The organism is Peribacillus simplex, from assembly GCF_001542915.1.
Lineage (GTDB): Bacteria > Bacillota > Bacilli > Bacillales > DSM-1321 > Peribacillus > Peribacillus simplex_B.
Genome location: NZ_LNNH01000014.1, coordinates 1 through 16,328, shown reverse-complemented (window position 1 = coordinate 16,328; position 16,328 = coordinate 1). Strand labels below are relative to the sequence as shown.

At 45.1% G+C, this 16,328-nt stretch carries 16 protein-coding genes; 6 read left to right on the top strand and 10 right to left on the bottom strand.

Annotated elements, in window-relative coordinates:
- Window positions 1-127: 127 nt before the first annotated feature.
- Window positions 128-2,719: a polynucleotide kinase-phosphatase gene (locus tag AS888_RS09170; protein ID WP_061141882.1), complete on the bottom strand. Its 2,592-nt coding sequence runs from the start codon at window positions 2,717-2,719 to the stop codon at window positions 128-130.
- Window positions 2,719-4,068 (bottom strand): 3' terminal RNA ribose 2'-O-methyltransferase Hen1, encoded by a 1,350-nt coding sequence (locus tag AS888_RS09165; protein WP_061141881.1) that lies wholly within the window; start codon window positions 4,066-4,068, stop codon window positions 2,719-2,721. The genes AS888_RS09170 and AS888_RS09165 overlap by 1 nt, the downstream gene beginning before the upstream one ends.
- A gap of 359 nt (window positions 4,069-4,427) precedes the next feature.
- Between AS888_RS09165 and AS888_RS09160 the strand changes: the two genes are divergently transcribed.
- Window positions 4,428-4,850, top strand: a complete 423-nt coding sequence (locus tag AS888_RS09160) for a DUF4944 domain-containing protein (RefSeq protein WP_061141880.1) — start codon at window positions 4,428-4,430, stop codon at window positions 4,848-4,850.
- A gap of 71 nt (window positions 4,851-4,921) precedes the next feature.
- Here AS888_RS09160 and AS888_RS09155 read toward each other — a convergent pair whose 3' ends face one another.
- From AS888_RS09155 to AS888_RS09140, 4 genes are all read right to left on the bottom strand, one after another.
- Window positions 4,922-5,371 carry an ASCH domain-containing protein gene (locus tag AS888_RS09155; protein ID WP_061141909.1) on the bottom strand — a complete coding sequence of 150 codons (450 nt, stop codon included), beginning with the start codon at window positions 5,369-5,371 and terminating at the stop codon, window positions 4,922-4,924.
- Window positions 5,372-5,403: 32 nt separating this feature from the next.
- Window positions 5,404-5,862 (bottom strand): VOC family protein, encoded by a 459-nt coding sequence (locus tag AS888_RS09150; RefSeq protein WP_061141879.1) that lies wholly within the window; start codon window positions 5,860-5,862, stop codon window positions 5,404-5,406.
- 12 nt (window positions 5,863-5,874) lie between these two features.
- Window positions 5,875-6,327, bottom strand: a complete 453-nt coding sequence (locus AS888_RS09145; protein ID WP_061141878.1) for a GNAT family N-acetyltransferase — start codon at window positions 6,325-6,327, stop codon at window positions 5,875-5,877.
- A gap of 126 nt (window positions 6,328-6,453) precedes the next feature.
- The gene (locus AS888_RS09140; protein ID WP_061141877.1) at window positions 6,454-7,212 is read right to left on the bottom strand and encodes an SDR family oxidoreductase; all 759 of its coding nucleotides are present in this window, start codon (window positions 7,210-7,212) and stop codon (window positions 6,454-6,456) included.
- A 185-nt stretch (window positions 7,213-7,397) separates the two neighbouring features.
- Here AS888_RS09140 and AS888_RS09135 point away from each other — a divergent pair, with 185 nt between their 5' ends.
- Complete coding sequence (locus AS888_RS09135) at window positions 7,398-8,024, top strand: TetR/AcrR family transcriptional regulator (protein ID WP_061141876.1); 627 nt, start codon at window positions 7,398-7,400, stop codon at window positions 8,022-8,024.
- A gap of 38 nt (window positions 8,025-8,062) precedes the next feature.
- Here AS888_RS09135 and AS888_RS09130 read toward each other — a convergent pair whose 3' ends face one another.
- The 3 genes from AS888_RS09130 to AS888_RS09120 form a co-directional block, all read right to left on the bottom strand.
- Entirely contained in the window at window positions 8,063-8,326 is a 264-nt protein-coding gene (locus tag AS888_RS09130; RefSeq protein ID WP_061141875.1) for a YesK family protein, read from the bottom strand.
- Between the two features lie 78 nt (window positions 8,327-8,404).
- Window positions 8,405-9,205, bottom strand: a complete 801-nt coding sequence (locus AS888_RS09125) for a GNAT family N-acetyltransferase (RefSeq protein WP_185113064.1) — start codon at window positions 9,203-9,205, stop codon at window positions 8,405-8,407.
- A 137-nt stretch (window positions 9,206-9,342) separates the two neighbouring features.
- Window positions 9,343-10,251, bottom strand: coding sequence for a LysR family transcriptional regulator (locus tag AS888_RS09120; protein ID WP_061141873.1), 909 nt, complete (start codon window positions 10,249-10,251; stop codon window positions 9,343-9,345).
- A 123-nt stretch (window positions 10,252-10,374) separates the two neighbouring features.
- On the opposite strand from AS888_RS09120, the gene AS888_RS09115 reads away from it, so the two are divergent.
- Together AS888_RS09115 and AS888_RS09110 are read left to right on the top strand one after the other, a co-directional pair.
- A complete protein-coding gene (locus AS888_RS09115; RefSeq protein ID WP_061141872.1) occupies window positions 10,375-12,378 on the top strand; it encodes a YhgE/Pip domain-containing protein in 2,004 nt (667 codons plus the stop codon).
- Window positions 12,379-12,475: 97 nt separating this feature from the next.
- Complete coding sequence (locus AS888_RS09110) at window positions 12,476-13,144, top strand: MOSC domain-containing protein (protein ID WP_061141871.1); 669 nt, start codon at window positions 12,476-12,478, stop codon at window positions 13,142-13,144.
- Between the two features lie 80 nt (window positions 13,145-13,224).
- Here AS888_RS09110 and AS888_RS09105 read toward each other — a convergent pair whose 3' ends face one another.
- Window positions 13,225-14,730 (bottom strand): DHA2 family efflux MFS transporter permease subunit, encoded by a 1,506-nt coding sequence (locus AS888_RS09105; RefSeq protein ID WP_061141870.1) that lies wholly within the window; start codon window positions 14,728-14,730, stop codon window positions 13,225-13,227.
- Window positions 14,731-14,930: 200 nt separating this feature from the next.
- Here AS888_RS09105 and AS888_RS09100 point away from each other — a divergent pair, with 200 nt between their 5' ends.
- Together AS888_RS09100 and AS888_RS09095 are read left to right on the top strand one after the other, a co-directional pair.
- On the top strand, window positions 14,931-15,827 hold the full coding sequence (locus AS888_RS09100) for a TetR/AcrR family transcriptional regulator (RefSeq protein ID WP_061141869.1): 897 nt from the start codon (window positions 14,931-14,933) through the stop codon (window positions 15,825-15,827).
- Window positions 15,828-16,128: 301 nt separating this feature from the next.
- A partial coding sequence (locus AS888_RS09095; protein WP_061141868.1) for a transposase occupies window positions 16,129-16,328 on the top strand: 200 nt, incomplete at its 3' end.

The following is a 16,328-nucleotide window of genomic DNA, read 5'->3' as shown; positions in this document are numbered from 1 at the left end:
GAAACAGCAGCATTCCGTTAAGAAATGATATGCCTCCACCATTTTGTACTATTCTGTAAAAATGAATGTTTCAGCTTTGCTTCCCTTCAATAAAAAAAGGGCTGCCGCAGCAACCCATGTTCTTTCATTACAATCTAGGATCTACAGGGTCCGACTCCATGGCCAGCGTCCCCAAGACACATTCATGCACACGCTCGATCGATTCACCTTTAACATATCGTTGAATGCCCTCGATTCCCAGGGAGAATTCCCTCAGGGCCAATTTTTGCTTTTTGCCCGTATTCCTGTTTTTCAGCCTCTCCAGGTTTGCCGGAAGCAAGTAGTCCATGCCATAAATGATGTTCAGATATTTTCTTCCCCTTACTTTAATCGCAGGCTGCAGTAGCTTGCCTTTATTTCTTGCCATGAAGAATTCAGGCTTGATGACAATCCCCTCATGGCCCTCGCTGGTGATATCCTCCCACCATTTAATGACCTCTTCTTCACTCGCTTCATCCGTGATCAATTTATATTCGGTTTCGACGAATAAACTTGAACACTTTGCGAACTCCTGGTTTCTCTCCATATGCCAAGTATGAGGCTTATCGAAGAAGGCTTGATCACTATGGGCGAGCACATGGAATGGTGCGATTTGGATCGAATCCATATCCTCAATATCCCAGCAATACTTTTGAAAAACTTCTTTGAACGTATGGGCGTTTTCCAGTTTCAGCTCATACTCCTCCAGCCAGCCATGTATATCGGCATTTTCCAGAGACGCTGCCTCCAGTTTGTCCTTTAGCATCGTGCGGTCAAGAATCGCATTTTCGGATACATGGGCATATTGACGGCTGATGAGCTCTTTTGCCTTTAAGTTCCATGGCATGATTTCAGCATCGAGTAGGACATAATCCGTATCATACGTTTCAAAATAGCCGCTTTCATGCAAATCCTGGTTGATTTTGAAGAGAAGCTGTTCCTCCGTCTGAACGTCGAAGAAACGCCTTCCCGTTCTCGTATGGATAACTCCCAATGATTCAAAGCCGGTATATGTTTTCGATGCTTCCATATCCCGGAATAGGAAAAGGATGGCACGGCTGCCCATATGCTTCTTTTCCGCAATCATGGTTTGGATCCCATTGCTTCTATAATAGTCGATCGCCTCTCTTGGATGTTCCAAATAGTGAGCGTCTGAAGATGGACTCGGTGTCGGGCTCATCGTCGGCGGGATATAGATCAATTGTTCAATTGGTATCGTATGGTGGGACAGCTTATCGATGGCCGATTTTACGATGTCCTGCTGGACCTTGATCTCACCCATTTTTTCTGTCAAGACCGAATAGCCGTTGATGAATCTCCCGAGATTAGGCGGATTCAGCCTGTTTCTTTCCCATTCTTTCAAAGGGTTTTCGTCATCGCCGGAATGGTTTTGACTCGCTTGTACGGATATGACTTCCCCTTCCGGATAGCGGAAGGCGGTAAGTGCCCCGCCAAAGACGGCACCTTGATCAATATTGATGGTATTGTTGATCAAAAGCGGCTGCGGCTTGGGATCGTGTCCCCAGACGATAAGCGTGCTTTTCTTATGGGAATTATACCAATCCTTGCGCACGGGCTTTCCTCTTTCATCGAAGCCATCCGTATCGCCATACCGGCAAAAGTCGCTTATCGCCTCGGATTGTTTTCCGATGAATGCGTCCTTGATTCCGGCATGCACACAAATCACGGTCTGCACGCCATTCTTGGTGAATACGTAATGCGAAGGCGCCTGCAATAGGAATTTTTTAAGCGCCTGCTTCGTTTCCGCCGTTTTTTCGCTGCCATGCTCTTCTTCGTACCTTTTGAAGTCTTCTGCCACCTTTTCATCGCCATGATGTAAGGTGACGTTTCTTCCATCCAGCCATCTGGCAATCTTCCAGCCGTGATTACTGTCAATCATGTAGGCAACGCCCTTTTGAACATGTTCATGGAAAAAGAGCATCGTTTTAAGCGACTCCGGCCCCCTGCTCATGACATCTCCAACTGAAACGAACTTCCGTCCATCCGGATGCAGATAAAGACCTTCCTGATTTTTTTGATAGCCGAGCTTTTCAAGCAGGAGGATCAACTCTTCATGGCAGCCATGAATATCTCCGATGATATCGATACCGTGCCCGATGTCTTTTTCAAGAGGATTCGTATTCCTGCTGACGTCAAGGTTTTCTGCTTCCTTAATCGTGTAGATCGATGAAAAGTCTTCTTTTTTCAAATTTCGCTTTTCTCTTTTGAACGTTTGGCATTGCTGTTTGATACGCCTTTTTCCCCTTGGATGCTCTCTTCCCCCATCCCTTGCAAGCAATACTTCTTCAGGGGTATCGAGTACAATCGCCTGAACGGGTACATGATGCTTTTGGGCAATCGCGATATATCGCTTCCGATCGTCTGGATGAAGATTGGTTGCATCGAGCATGGTCAATTTATTCAAGCGGCATCTAGCCTCAATGACGGCATCCATCATGGAAAAAGCTTCCGCTGAAATCGTTTGATATTCGTCCATCAGACTCTCCGCTTCGTCCTTTGCCCGATCACGCCAATCAATGAATTCGATGTCACTGACCATAATCCTGAAATCATCCGAACTTATGACCTCCGAGGGTACAATCTCTTCTTTTTCGATCATGCTTTTTAATAAAGTTGTTTTACCGCTATTGGATGGACCAACCAACAAGACAATTCCTGCATAGGGCAATACGATAGGCATTATTCGTCCACCTTCCTTTCAAAAACGCACATTTGAGTCGGACAGCCTTGTGTGACATGATCATCACCAATTCCTTCGAAGCGAAGGTCGTAGTAGCCGCGATGATTCCGCGCTGCACACCATTGCTGAAATTCCGCCCTTGTCCACTCGAAACGATGATCCGTATGTCGAAGAACGTCCTCCATATCGTATACCTCATTATATTCCCGGTTTGGCGTTGTAAGGATCAGGGCTTTCGGCTGATAATCGTGCAAGATCGTATCCATCACCTTAGGAAGGCGGTGCTCGTCGATATGCTCGATGACCTCGCATAAAATGATGACATCCTTGTCCTTCAATCTTTCATCATAATAAAAAAGTGAGCCCCATAGTGTCTCGGGCACGACGAATTTTTCTTTATCCTTCACTTTATCGAATCGCTCTAATGCTTTGAGAGATGCAGATTGGGATGGCTCGACGGCCAGGATTTCTTTGATCCCCTTGACAAACCCGAGCCGTACGGAAAGCTTTCCTTCGCCTGACCCGAAATCGACCACGCTTCTTGCATTCATTTCACTTACCGTATCCACGATTCTTTCATAGCGAAGGTCATTCAACCGAACCTTACTTTCTTTTTCAGCTTGCTTCTTTTCAGGTTTCTTGTTCTCGACAATGCTGTATACTTCCTTGAATCTAAGGGATTGGCGATAGATAAAATCGCGCATGGGATGATTCTCTAGCCAGCCTTCGCCATATCTTTCAAGTTTTTCAATTTCCTTTTCGTCAATGTAATAATGCTTATAATCGTCGATGACCGGAATCAAGACAAACAAATGCCTCAACCCTTCCTGTAACGTCTTCAGGCCCTTCAAGGAAATAAACCTTGCCGAACTCTTATCCTTCATATCGAAGGAATATTGGATTTCGGGACGCGTAATTTTCACTTCATAGCCAATCGGCTCGAATAGATCACATAATTGCCGGTCCGAAAGAGCAGAAACGACCGGACCGAAGTCGAACTGGAACGCAAACGGATGTGTCACCCACTCTGCGTATTCCTCCTTCGGCTGTCCATTCAATGCTGTCCCCAATGCAGACCTGATCAATGAGCAAAAAATGCTGCTAACCGCAAATTCGCGATCATTTATGTAGTGGGTGATATCATACGAATGAGCATCGCTTTTCACTAATTCCAGAGGGTCGGGGGTAACAAAGATGGTCGCCTCCAATTCCGTTTCCGAGCACTTACTATAAAAAAGGCGCACTAAATGCCCTTTATGATTTCTTTCATAGAGGTTATTCGGGTTCTTCGACAATAAGTAAGAGATCGCCTTCACATTGTCCCCCGTCGCCATAATCGTCAACTGCATGTAAAACACTCCTTTCAAAAGAACAGTCCATCAACTTCCAAATTCATCGCTTTCTGCAAAAAACATACTAGCAACCTTAATCTTACCATAAAGTGAAGGTGTGTTTCCGATAGGTTGGCGTTTTCTGTGCCTCAAATGTAGGGACGACTAAACCTACAGGAAAATGATAGATTGTCAGATTGACACCCCATTTGACTAGAAAAAAACAACATAAGCACGACCGACTAAAGAAATGGATCTTTAGACCTATTGTTCGGACGGCACCCTTAATTATAATCAATATATAACTATTTTGGGAAAATTTAATAAAGATGCTTTCTTAAAGCGATGAGAACTTTTCCAGCGATGAGGTGAAATGTTTGAAGAAAAAAAATATATTCATTGTCGGAATATTATTTTTTGTGATCTTTGTAGGGCTTTATATGTATAGTTCTTCAGGAAAAATATCGGGGAAGTCTGAGAATGGCATGTGGAAAGCAACCTACAAAAAACTTAGAGATCCTAGTGAAGGGTATGGATGGGTGGCTTCTATTAAGCAGAGCAGCAAGAATAAAGATGCCGTAGTTAAAAAGGTGATTTTCCAGGAAGGTGATAAAGTCTTAGTTGAGGTAACCGACTTTACTCCTGGTGAAAGCGAGGATGGTAAAGTCAACAAAATTAACCCTTTAGTCTACCCTGACTTTTACCAAGCAGATGCTCCTAAAAAGGGATTAACCTATAGAATTTCCGTAACATGGGAAAAGAATAACAAACAACACACGGATACATTTACTCTCGATTAATTTAGAAAGAAGGAGCAGGTCAGGTCCTGCTCCTTCTTTTTTTGTATCGTCCATCATCAGGCTTTCAGCGTTCACTTCACATGTATCAGTTCAAACCGCTCACAAACGAGGAGCATATCTTCTTTAAAGGTGTGGCCGATTTTGTGCAGTTCTTCTTTAAAAAAATGTTCATGTGCATTCCACCAGTATGTATACGTTCCATCGCCTTCACCTTCTGCAATCGCGAACTCCTCACTCACTTCATTCATCGGCAACTTTTCGACATTCACTGTTCGTATGATCGCTAAAGGAATATCCTCGCTGCTTAAAATAATGCTATAATCGCCTACGGAAGGCAATGGTTCATTTTCCTCTTCATAAAAAACATGACCGGAGCACGTTGCCGTTTTTATCCCGTCGATCACCAATTGAGCCAACTGATCGGGATCAGCGCCGAATTGCCACGCACTGACTGACTTTGGCATTTCTGCGCCTTTCTTTTCCCAAAATTCATTCCAATATAATGCCGCTTTCTGATTCATTTTATGAGCTTCCTCCTTGATTCGCATGGAAGTTATCCTTCCTGCATTCGTTCCCATTCACTTAGATACATCCGTGTCATGATCTTTTTGCGGTTTTCCAGCTTGCAAATGAGCTCCAAGCTATTGCCGTCCGGATCATTGAAATGGATTTTCGCATGCGCATATTCCCCATGAGGCATCACGAAAGGCTCGACCGGTTCAAAGCCAAAAGCCTCCCTCGGCTTATACCCCTTGCCTTCCAGCCATGCGACAGAGCGTTTCAAATCTTCCAAGGATACTTGAAAAGCAATGTGGCGCAATGAAGGATGATACTCAACCTCCGCTTTCTCCGTTTCCCATAGACCGAGCCAGCTTTTATCTTTTTCAATCCATAAAAAAGCCAAATCGTCCTCCACCTTGTGATCCAGCTGCAAGCCAAGTGCTTCATAAAATGCTATCGAACGAGCCAAATCACGCACAGGTAAATGCGCTTCATATAATCCTTTTATCATGCAATCACCCCCTTAAAGCTTCAGCTTCAGCCCTTCATGAGTGGCCGTGAATCCTAAGCGTTCATAAAAACGCAGCGAATCTTCCCGCTTTTTATCTGTCGTCAGCTGAATGATAAAACATTCACGCGCTTTCGCACGCTCGATTGCATATTGAATCAACTGGCTTCCAATGCCCTTCCCCCGCTCTGAAGCTACTGTCCTCACCCCTTCGATCGTAGCTCGCCAACCGCCTTGATGCGTAAGATATGGAGTGAAGGTAATCTGTTGCACCCCGACGATTCGCCCATCGAGGCAGGCAACGATCAATTCATTGTTCTGATCGGAATCAATGGATTGAAAGGCATCGATATAGCTTTCTGGAAGCGGGTTTTCATATCGCTCCCGCTCCTGACCTAATACATCGTCGGCGAGCATTTTCACGATTTCGCTTAAGTCCGTCGTTTCTGCATTCCTGAATGTGACCATATGATCCCTCCGTTCCGTTATAACTTCTGCTAATGGTCCGCCGTTCCCTCTTTTTCCTCCTCTCTTCCATAAAAAAAGACTTCTGCAATCCGTAATTTGCAGAAGTCATTATAATTGATCACTCGTTTAATAGGCGCTCCACCCTGCATCCGCTGTAATGACGGTGCCATTGACGAAACTTGAATCCTCAGAAGCCAGGAACAAAGCGATTTTCGCGATTTCCTCAGGTTTTCCATTGCGGGGATTGATAGCCATTCCCAATTGCTGACGAGATGCACCGAATCCATTGATATTCGTCATGCTTGAGCCGATATTGGTTTCAACTCCACCCGGTGCTATCGCATTGCAGCGTATGTTCTTGTCCGCGTACATGAAGCCCGTGTTTTTCGTGAAGCCCACCACTGCGTGCTTCGATGCCGTGTATGCTCCCCCTGCACGAGCGCCATGTAGACCGCCGGCGGAAGCGATATTGATGATCACGCCTGTTTGTTTTTCCAAAAAGATCGGCAGCACCTTTCTGGTCGCGCGCATGACGCTCGTCGTATTGATGGCAAAAATCCGCTCCCATTTAGCATCTTCAATATCACCTGCCGGTTCCATGCCATCCATGATGCCGGCGTTATTGACGAGGATATCGACCGTACCGAACGTACCAACCGTCGTATCGATCAAATGCTGAATATCCTCTTCCAATGCCACGTTCGTTTTAATCGCAAGTGCCGCCCCGCCAGACGCTTTAATTTCTTCGACCGTTTCATTCGCGCCATCTAGGTTCACATCCGATACGACGACTTTGGCACCTTCTCTTGCATAAAGCTTTGCAATTTGTTTACCCATACCTGAAGCCGCACCTGTGACAACGGCAACCTTGTCCTGTAATTTCATCTAATCTCCCCCAATGAATGATTGTTATAAAAATGTAACTTAGTGTACAAATGTTCATTAACTACCTTCCTTTATAGTATAATTAGTTTCCATAACGTTATACAATCAGCAAATGCAGCTCAAGATGTTGAACAATGAACAGTCAGGATGCATTTTGATCATTAACGGAACAAGGGGTGTTGAAAATGACCAATCAAAACATGGGGATTGATAGAAGAATCAGGAAAACCAAAAAGACATTAAAGGCTTCCCTCATATCGTTGATGCAGAGGAAGGATTTCAGGGAAATATCGATTACAGACATCGTAGAGCTCGCCGACCTGAATCGCGGTACCTTCTATAAACATTATCAATACAAAGAGGAGCTGCTCGAAGAAGTGATGGAGGACGTCATCGCAGACTTGATCATCTCTTACCGCGAGCCTTATAAACATGTCGATGTGTTCACGATCAATGAGCTCACGGCTTCAGTGATCAAAATATTCGAACATGTCGCTAACTTTGCCGACATTTATACACTCGTCCTAAAGTCGAACGCATTGCCGACTTTACATGATCGAATTTGTGAGGAATTAAAGAAGCTTCCATTGGAGGACCTGGAGGATTACCGGCCGAACCCTAAAATTAATAAAGAACTTGCCTCCAGCTACCAAGCCTATGCCATTTTGGGCATGATCATCGAATGGGTCCACACTGGATTTGAATATAGTGCAGACTATATGGCGGAACAATTACTTGAGATCATCACGAACAAACCAGTTGATGCTGTCTATAAAATAAGCAATACATTTAAAGAGGGCGGACAGGAATAAGAGGCATGCACCGGGCACCCCTCTTGTTCCTTCCAATACTAGACACGAACCTTTTTTCCGATCATGAACGATAGAAAAGCAAATAAAATGAGGAAAAAGGATAGAATCCCGTATGCTGCCCCCTCAAATCCCCTAATTTGGACATATCCGATATAAAATAAAATGAAGGCAGCCATCATTGATACGGTCCCTGGCAGCTTTATTATGAAGGGCGAAAAACCTCTTTTACGAAGCCACCAAGTGAGCGTCAAAACAACCATTCCCGGTATGAAAGCGATCAGCAACGGCACTAAAATCAGCATGAAATCCACTCCCCTCCTCCAGTTTAACATATTTTACCGGTTAGCTGTCATAGGCCTATGGGCGCCATCCATTCCCTTTTATAATTGTTGCTGATTTTTCACAAAAATGGAATAGACGCTAGGATCATGGAATCCCAATCGATCTGCCAGCTTCATGGATGCAAGATTTTCAACTTTGCAATCCCAGCGAGGTATCATCCCATTTTTTAAGCAATGATCAATAAAGGCTTGGCCCGCCTTCTTGGCTACACCCATTCCCCTATATTCGTCATTGGTATAAATATCGATTTCGGCATAGACCTTTCCCCTGAAAATCGACGTGCACTCACCTGCCAGTGCCGCATCCCCCTTCATCACGGAATAGCCAAATCCCTTTTCCAGAAAATGTTCTGCCGAACCCCAAAAACGCTCATAGTATTCAAGGTTGAACTCACGGCTGCTCCTTATCGTTACTTCATCAAGCCTGTGTACAGTGAATGATTCCTGCAGATGAATCTCTTCGACATCGTACTCTTCGGGATGAAAGGTAAAGGAATATCGGCTGCTTTGTTTCAGTTCTTTCTTGAAGCAATCCAAGATACGCCCGTCCCAACCACCATTCCCTGAAAAAAGCGTAAACCGCCTTCCTTCTTTCAGCTTGCTGCTGCAAAACTTCAAAAAGTGCTTATGGAACTCATCATTCGAATCCACCCCGCCAACAAAATACAAACCCGAATCCGTTCCCACAAAAATCGTTCTGGGCGAATCGGAATCATCGGCATAAACAAATCCCGGAATGAACCGTTCCAGGACCGAGAAAGCAAATGTCGGGCATGGTTCCTTACTTTTATATAGGTAAGGCAACAGCTTTCCAAATTCACTTTTTTCTATCTTCTGCAATCGTCTTCCCCCTCCTTCGGCCTTCATGCCATTTAATTCGTCCTTACACACCCTTTTTTCGACCCTCACGCCATTTTTTTCGACCCCCACACCTTTTTTTCGACCCTCACGCCCTTTTTTTCGGCCGCCTCACCCTTTTATTCGTCCTTCTTCTTCAGCCTAAGGCTGTTGACCGCTGAGAAGTAGTCGATGACAAATAGGCGGAATTGCTGGGCTGTTGGGGTGAAATAGCGTTTTTCCGACCAGCATAGACCGATCGTCCTTTGGCACATCGGCTCGGTTATCCGGATTTTATGTGAAGAGGATCCCGTTTGGTGCAGCCAGGTGAGTTCGGATACAAAGGCGACGCCCAGTCCTTTTTTGACCAGATCGGAGATGACAGCCGGTTCATCGCCTTCAAACGCGATGTGCTGGACAAAACCGGCCTCCAGGCAAAATTGGTCGGTTAGGCTGCGAAATCCGAAGCCTGTGTTCATGCTGATGAACGGTTCATCCTTCACTTCATGCAGTTCAATACTTTCCCTGCCTGCCAATCGGTGATCCGGTGGCACGATCAAGTATATTTCTTCAGTGATCAAGGGCTCCCACCTAATATCTGCTCCTTCAATCGGGACGGACGAAATGCAATAATCGATTTCTCCTTCAATGAGCAGCTGCTTCATGGATGTTATCGATTTCAGGAATTGCTGAAAGCGGACATCCGGATATTTGGTTAGAAAAGTGCCCAATAAATCAGGCAGGACCCTGGGAATGGTGACGGCCAGCGTGATGTTCTTTTGGCCTTGATCGGTTAATTCCTCGATTTCACGCCTGCCTTCATTCAGTTCGGCAAAAGCCCGGTCGACCCTGTTCAAGAATTTTCTCCCGGCTGCATTGAGCCTGATTTTCCGGTGTTCCCTATCGAATAGTGATACTCCCAAATCCTCTTCAAGGCGAGATATCGTTTTACTAAGGGAGGGCTGGGCTATTTGAAGCTTTTCGGCGGCCTTCGTCATATGTTCCAGGCGCGCTACGGTTTGAAAATACTGAAGCTGCAATAATTCCACTTTCCCCACTCTTTTCATATAGATTTAAATCTATTATTACATAATGAATTATGTATTATACAGCATTAAAAAAAGCCCTTATGATGAAATAATCTCATTTAGTTGGAAAGGGCAGGTTCGATAATGAAAGGTATACAACTTGTATTACATGATATTAAAGCAATGTGGATGCACAAACACGGGAGAATCGCGTTGATCTTCCTTTTGGTCGTTCCTTTGATATACTCAGGTTTCTTCCTGGCAGGCTATTGGAATCCTTATGGACAGTTAGATCAGCTCCCAGTAGCTGTCGTCAATCATGACAAAGGCGCGATGATGGACGATAAGCCGGTCGAAGCGGGTGAAGACTTCGTCAAGGAATTGAAAAAGCAAAAAGAATTGGACTTCCACTTCATCTCGCAAAAGGCGGCTGATACCGGCCTTAAAAAAGGTACCTATTATATGGTCGTGACGATTCCGAAGGATTTTTCCAAGAACGTCACGACATTAATGGATGAAAAACCGGAAACGGCCAAGCTTTTATATACGGTCAATCCTGGCAAGAACTTCGTTGCCTCACAGATCAGCACAACAGCGGTTGAAAAGATGACGACAAAAATCAATGCAAGCATAACAAAAGTCTATTCGGAAGGCATCCTCTCGAAGTTCCAGGATGTTTCAAAAGGCTTGGCCGACGCCGGGGATGGGGCGGAAAAGCTTCATCAAGGAACGGTGGCTGCGAAAAGCGGCAGTGAGAAGTTATCGGACGGCATTCAAGCTTTGAATAGTGGTGCCGAGAAGCTGCAATCGGGAAGCAACGAGCTTGTGGATGGGCAAGATGCCTTGGCTAACGGGGCCGACGGGATCTCGGACGGTTCCCAGAGCTTGTATTCCGGGATGAAGCAGCTTTCGACTGGACATCAATCATTGGAAAATGGGATGAAGGATCTTAACCGAGGGGTGAAGAACTGGTCAGCCGGTAATGAAAAATTAAGCCAAGGCCAGGACCAGGCAGCCGAAACGGCGAATACGCTAAAAAAACAATTGGCTGAGTATGGCAAGAGTCATCCTGATGCAATAAAGGATCAAGACTTCAAGCAGATTCTTGCCCTATCGGATGGATTATCCAAAGCAGCCGCCACGTTACAGTCCGGACAAAAGCAGCTGGGCGAGGGCGCTGCCAAAGTGGCTGATGGGCAAGATGCGATTCAGGCCGGGATGAAAACCTTCGGCGATAAAATGACACTAGTCCAGTCTGGGGCTAAGCAATTACATGACGGGTCTGTTGATTTTGCCAGTGGGTTCTCGCAATGGTCAAACGGCTTCACCAGTTTACAGGGCGGAATCGATTCACTTGCAAGCGGAAGCAACAGGCTCGCACGCGGCACGATGGATCTTCAAGACGGACTGGCTTCATTGGAAACCGGATCGAAGCAGTTATCGACGAAGCTAAATGATGCCGCCGACAAAACGGCCAGTTTGCAGTATGATGATTCGACCACGACGATGTTCTCTGAACCTGTTGAATTGGTCCAATCCAATCTTTCCGAGGTTCCTAATTATGGAACGGGAATTGCACCGTATTTCCTATCTTTAGCCTTTTATGTAGGAGGCATCATGGCTTCAAATATCTTGCCGCTCGGCCGCAGACAGAATCTCAAGGTGACCGGAACGGTCCATTTTACAAATAAGCTGGGGCTTGTCTATGTAATCGGCTTGATCCAGGCACTGCTGGTGGATGCAGTCGTCCTACTTGGCTTCCACTTGCATGTCGCAAGTGTCCCTGTATTCATCCTATCAAGCATCATCGTTTCCTTTACCTTCATGACGTTCATTCTCATGCTGGTCACCGTATTCGGCGTGGTCGGGAAATTCGCAGCCGTCACCCTTCTTGTTTTTCAATTGGCTACCTGCGGCGGAACATTCCCAGGCGAGTTGGGCATGTCATTATTGACGCAAATCGGTCAATTTTTACCTATGGCCCACTCCCTGCAGGAGCTTCAAGAAGTCATTTCATTAGGCGGCTGGGAAAACCTGCAAACACAAATAGTGATCTTGCTTGCTTACCTCGTTATTGCAGCGGTCATCGGCTGGATAACCAGTCATATCCAGCATGCTAAGCCGGCTCACGACGAAGTGACCTCATGATCTAAGAAGGTGCCGTGTCATTCCCAACAAAATGGCACGGCTCTTCGCCTTTTTGTATAATGGTCATAAAACAAGCGCAGATGGAGGGCGAGTGGAGATGCTTGTACAGCGATATGAAGTGATATCCTTGAATATGGGGAAAACGGAAACCTACCAATTCGGAAAAAAGGTGTATCGATCCGCAATTAAAAAGGAGCCAGTGAATGGTCCAGTATTCTTAAGCAAGGTGGGTTTGGCTGGAGATGAACAAGCCTATGAACATCACGGCGGGGAAAATAAGGCCTTATGTGTATACCCGTTAGACCATTATGAACATTGGAGGCCTGTTTTTCATAATATGGTCGATACCGCCCTTTTTGGCGAAAATCTCACGGTCAGCGGCCTGACGGAAGATATAGCCCATATCGGTGATATTTTTTCAATTGGCGAAGCCATTGTCCAAATATCCGAGCCGCGTAATCCCTGCTATAAACTTGCGGCCAAATATGAGGTGCCCAGCTTGATCGTCCAAGTTAGAAATACGGGCTACACAGGATTCCTGTTAAGGGTGCTGAAGGAAGGGATGATCTCGCCGCATGACGCGATGGAATTGATCGAGCCCCATCCGCAGCGGGTTTCGGTTGCTTTGGTCAATGACGTCAAATTCCATGACCGTTTCAATCGTGATAAAGTGAACCGGGTGTTACAAGTCAAAGAGTTATCTGAAAGCCTTCACCTTGCCATTAAACAACAGTTCGATTCCGGACAGAAAAATGGCTGGGGATGATGGCCCGGAACTTTTTTGAAATGGCATGGAAAAAGCCCCCATATGGCTGCCGAAGCAGATCATATGGGGGCTTTTTCACATTAAGCGGTTTGTTCTTTTTTCTCGGCTGGCTTTTCTTCAGCCGGCCAGGCACGCTTAATGAATATGGTTAAAATCAGCGCCACGCCCGCAATGAAGGTAGAAACAAGGAAGGAGAAGTTAATTCCATCCAGCATGGCCTGCATCCCGATTTGGGCTTTCATTTGTGCCATAACCTCAGCGGAGGGCTGGCTTGTTAATTTGCTCATTGCTTTCGTCATTAGTTCCTCACCGGTTGAAGCTGCACGGTTAGACATGACCGTAACAAGCAATGCTGTACCGATGGCACCGGAGATTTGGTTCAGTGTATTGTTCATGGCTGTACCGTGCGGGTTCATACGGGCTGGCAGCGAGTTCAATCCATTTGTCATGATCGGCATCATGGACATTGACATCCCGAATGAACGAACGGAAAACAGAATGACAATTTCTGTATAAGATGTTTCCATTGATAATTTACTTAAGTAATACGTAGTTGCTACAGTGATGAGCAAGCCGATTGAAGCAAGGATGCGGGCACCGAACTTATCGAAAAGCTTACCGGTAACCGGTGACATCAAGGCCATTAATAAGGCACCTGGCAGCATCAATAATCCTGAATCAAATGGTGAAATGCCACGCACTGTTTGTGTATACATCGGGATTAAGATCATCCCAGAAAACATTGCCATGTTCAGCACGATTGAAATCGTTGCGGATAGCGCGAACATTGGGTGCTTGAAGATCCTGAATTCAAGCATCGGCGTTTCCATTTTCAGCTGGCGTGTAATGAAAAGAACCAGGGAAACGGCACCGACTAAAAGTGTCCCATATACCCATGGGCTATCCCAGCCCTTACTGCCTGCGGAACTGAATCCGTACAGCAAGCCGCCGAAGCCCAAGCTTGAAAGGATGACCGATATTTTATCAATGTGAATATCGACTTTATCCTTATGGTCTTTTAGTTTAAAGAAACCAAAAATGAGCACGAGTAACGCAAGCGGAGTAATGAAATGGAACAGCATTCTCCAATCATAATGTTCAATGATCCAGCCTGAAAGCGTCGGCCCGATTGCAGGGGCAAACATCATGACTAAACCGAATAATCCCATGGCCGATCCCCGTTTTTCGACAGGGAAAGAAGTTAACAGCACGTTCATCAATAGCGGCATCATGATTGCCGACCCCGCAGCCTGAACCATACGAGCCCCCAATAATAATGGGAAGACTTCCGCTACACCGGCAACGATCGTACCGATGGAGAATAGCAGCATGGCTGTCAGGAAGAGATTACGTACCGAATATTTCCTTATTAAGAAGGCTGTTGTGGGAATCATGATTCCATTGACGAGCATATAGCCCGTTGTCAGCCATTGGACTGTTGATGTCTCAATTCCCAAGTCCGTTTTAATTGATGGCAGTGCAATATTTAAAAGGGTCGAATTTAATATCGATATGAACGCACCGATCATCAGGATGATCAAAATGCCATAAGAGCCCTTTTGTTCTTTTGTTTGTGCAGTACTCACTTTTTATCTATTCCTCCATTCAAACAATTGGTTCATTTAATTATACGACGGGTACACCCCAATCTCATAAAATCAATAATATACCTCTGGTCTATTTTTTGCAATAAAAATTTCATGGTTTAAATAAGGGTTTGTGCTGTGATTAAAAATAGAGTACGATTACTTTTATACAAGCAGTATAAAGAAATTAAGGTGATACGATGAAGAATCGAAGGCAGAATGTCATCGATACGGCTCATAAGCTATTTATTGAAAAGGGCTACCAAGCCACGTCCATCCAAGATATTTTAGACGGCAGCGGCATTTCAAAAGGTACATTTTATAATTATTTCCCTTCGAAGGGTGAATTATTTATCGCCATTTTCCGATCCTTCTACAAAAGGATCCGCCATGATCGGGAAAAACTGCTGGATGGTCAAGATTCAGCCGATATTGAAATTTTCATTCAGCAGCTCGAACTGCAAATGATGGGCAACAAGCAAAGCAAATTGCTGATCCTGATCGAAGAAGTCCGCGTTTCCAACGATGAAGAATTAAAGCAATTCATCAATCAAATCCTTTTGCTGAGCATACGCTGGATGCATGGCCGTTTCCTCGATATATTCGGGGAAAGCAAAAAAAACTATCTTCTGGATTGCGTCATCATTTTCCACTCGATGATGACCCATATGAATTACTTCAATCATAAGGCGAATGAAGTCCCGAAGCCGGAGATACAAATTATCCGCTACTGCATGAACCGAATCATCCAAACAGTCGATGAGGCGGCAAAAAGCAAGGAACAAATTCTTGATCCCGACTTAATGGATACGTGGTTCCCGAAGTTTGAAAACAATCTTTACCCTTGCCATAATGATTTATTGAAGGCAACCTTGGAATTAAAAAAGGCGATCAATACAGCTTTTCCCTGCGGTGAAAATCGGACAAGGGCCATTGAGCTGGTCGACTTTATCCAGGATGAGCTGATGCAGTCCGACACACCACGAAGATTTTTGATAGAAAGCCTGCTGCTCACCCTAAAGAATCAATATTCGGAGCAAGTTCAAACATACATGAAGGACTTTGAGGAAAGCATTAACGCTTGTCTGGTTCAATGAAAAATAAGAAGGCAGCCATTTGGCTGCCTCAGACTGTAGACAAACTCGATGAAAATCGAGTTTGTCTATTTTTATGGCCTGTACAATTTAGACGTTGATTTCCACTCCAGGCACTCGCTTTCCGCGGGCGGTCGGGGAGCCTCCTCGGCTTTGCCTGCGGGGTCTCCCCTAGACGCGCTTTTCCCGCAGGAGTCTCGTACCTTCCGTTCCAATCAACTTTGTCTTACCTTTTAGATAGAACACTTTTGACTGGAGTCATTTTTGTTTTAAAATTGAAGGATTAAAACTTGAGGTGATGAGGATGCTTTCTAAACATGATTCTATTCAGCGAGATCAACTTGAAATGATTACTTTAGATCAACTGGTGCCACCGAACCATTTGGTTCGTAAAATGGAGGCTACCATTGACTTCACTTTCATTTATGACTTGGTGAAAGATATGTACTCAGAGGTAGGACGCCCAAGTATTGATCCAGTTATTTTAGTTAAACTGACTTTCAT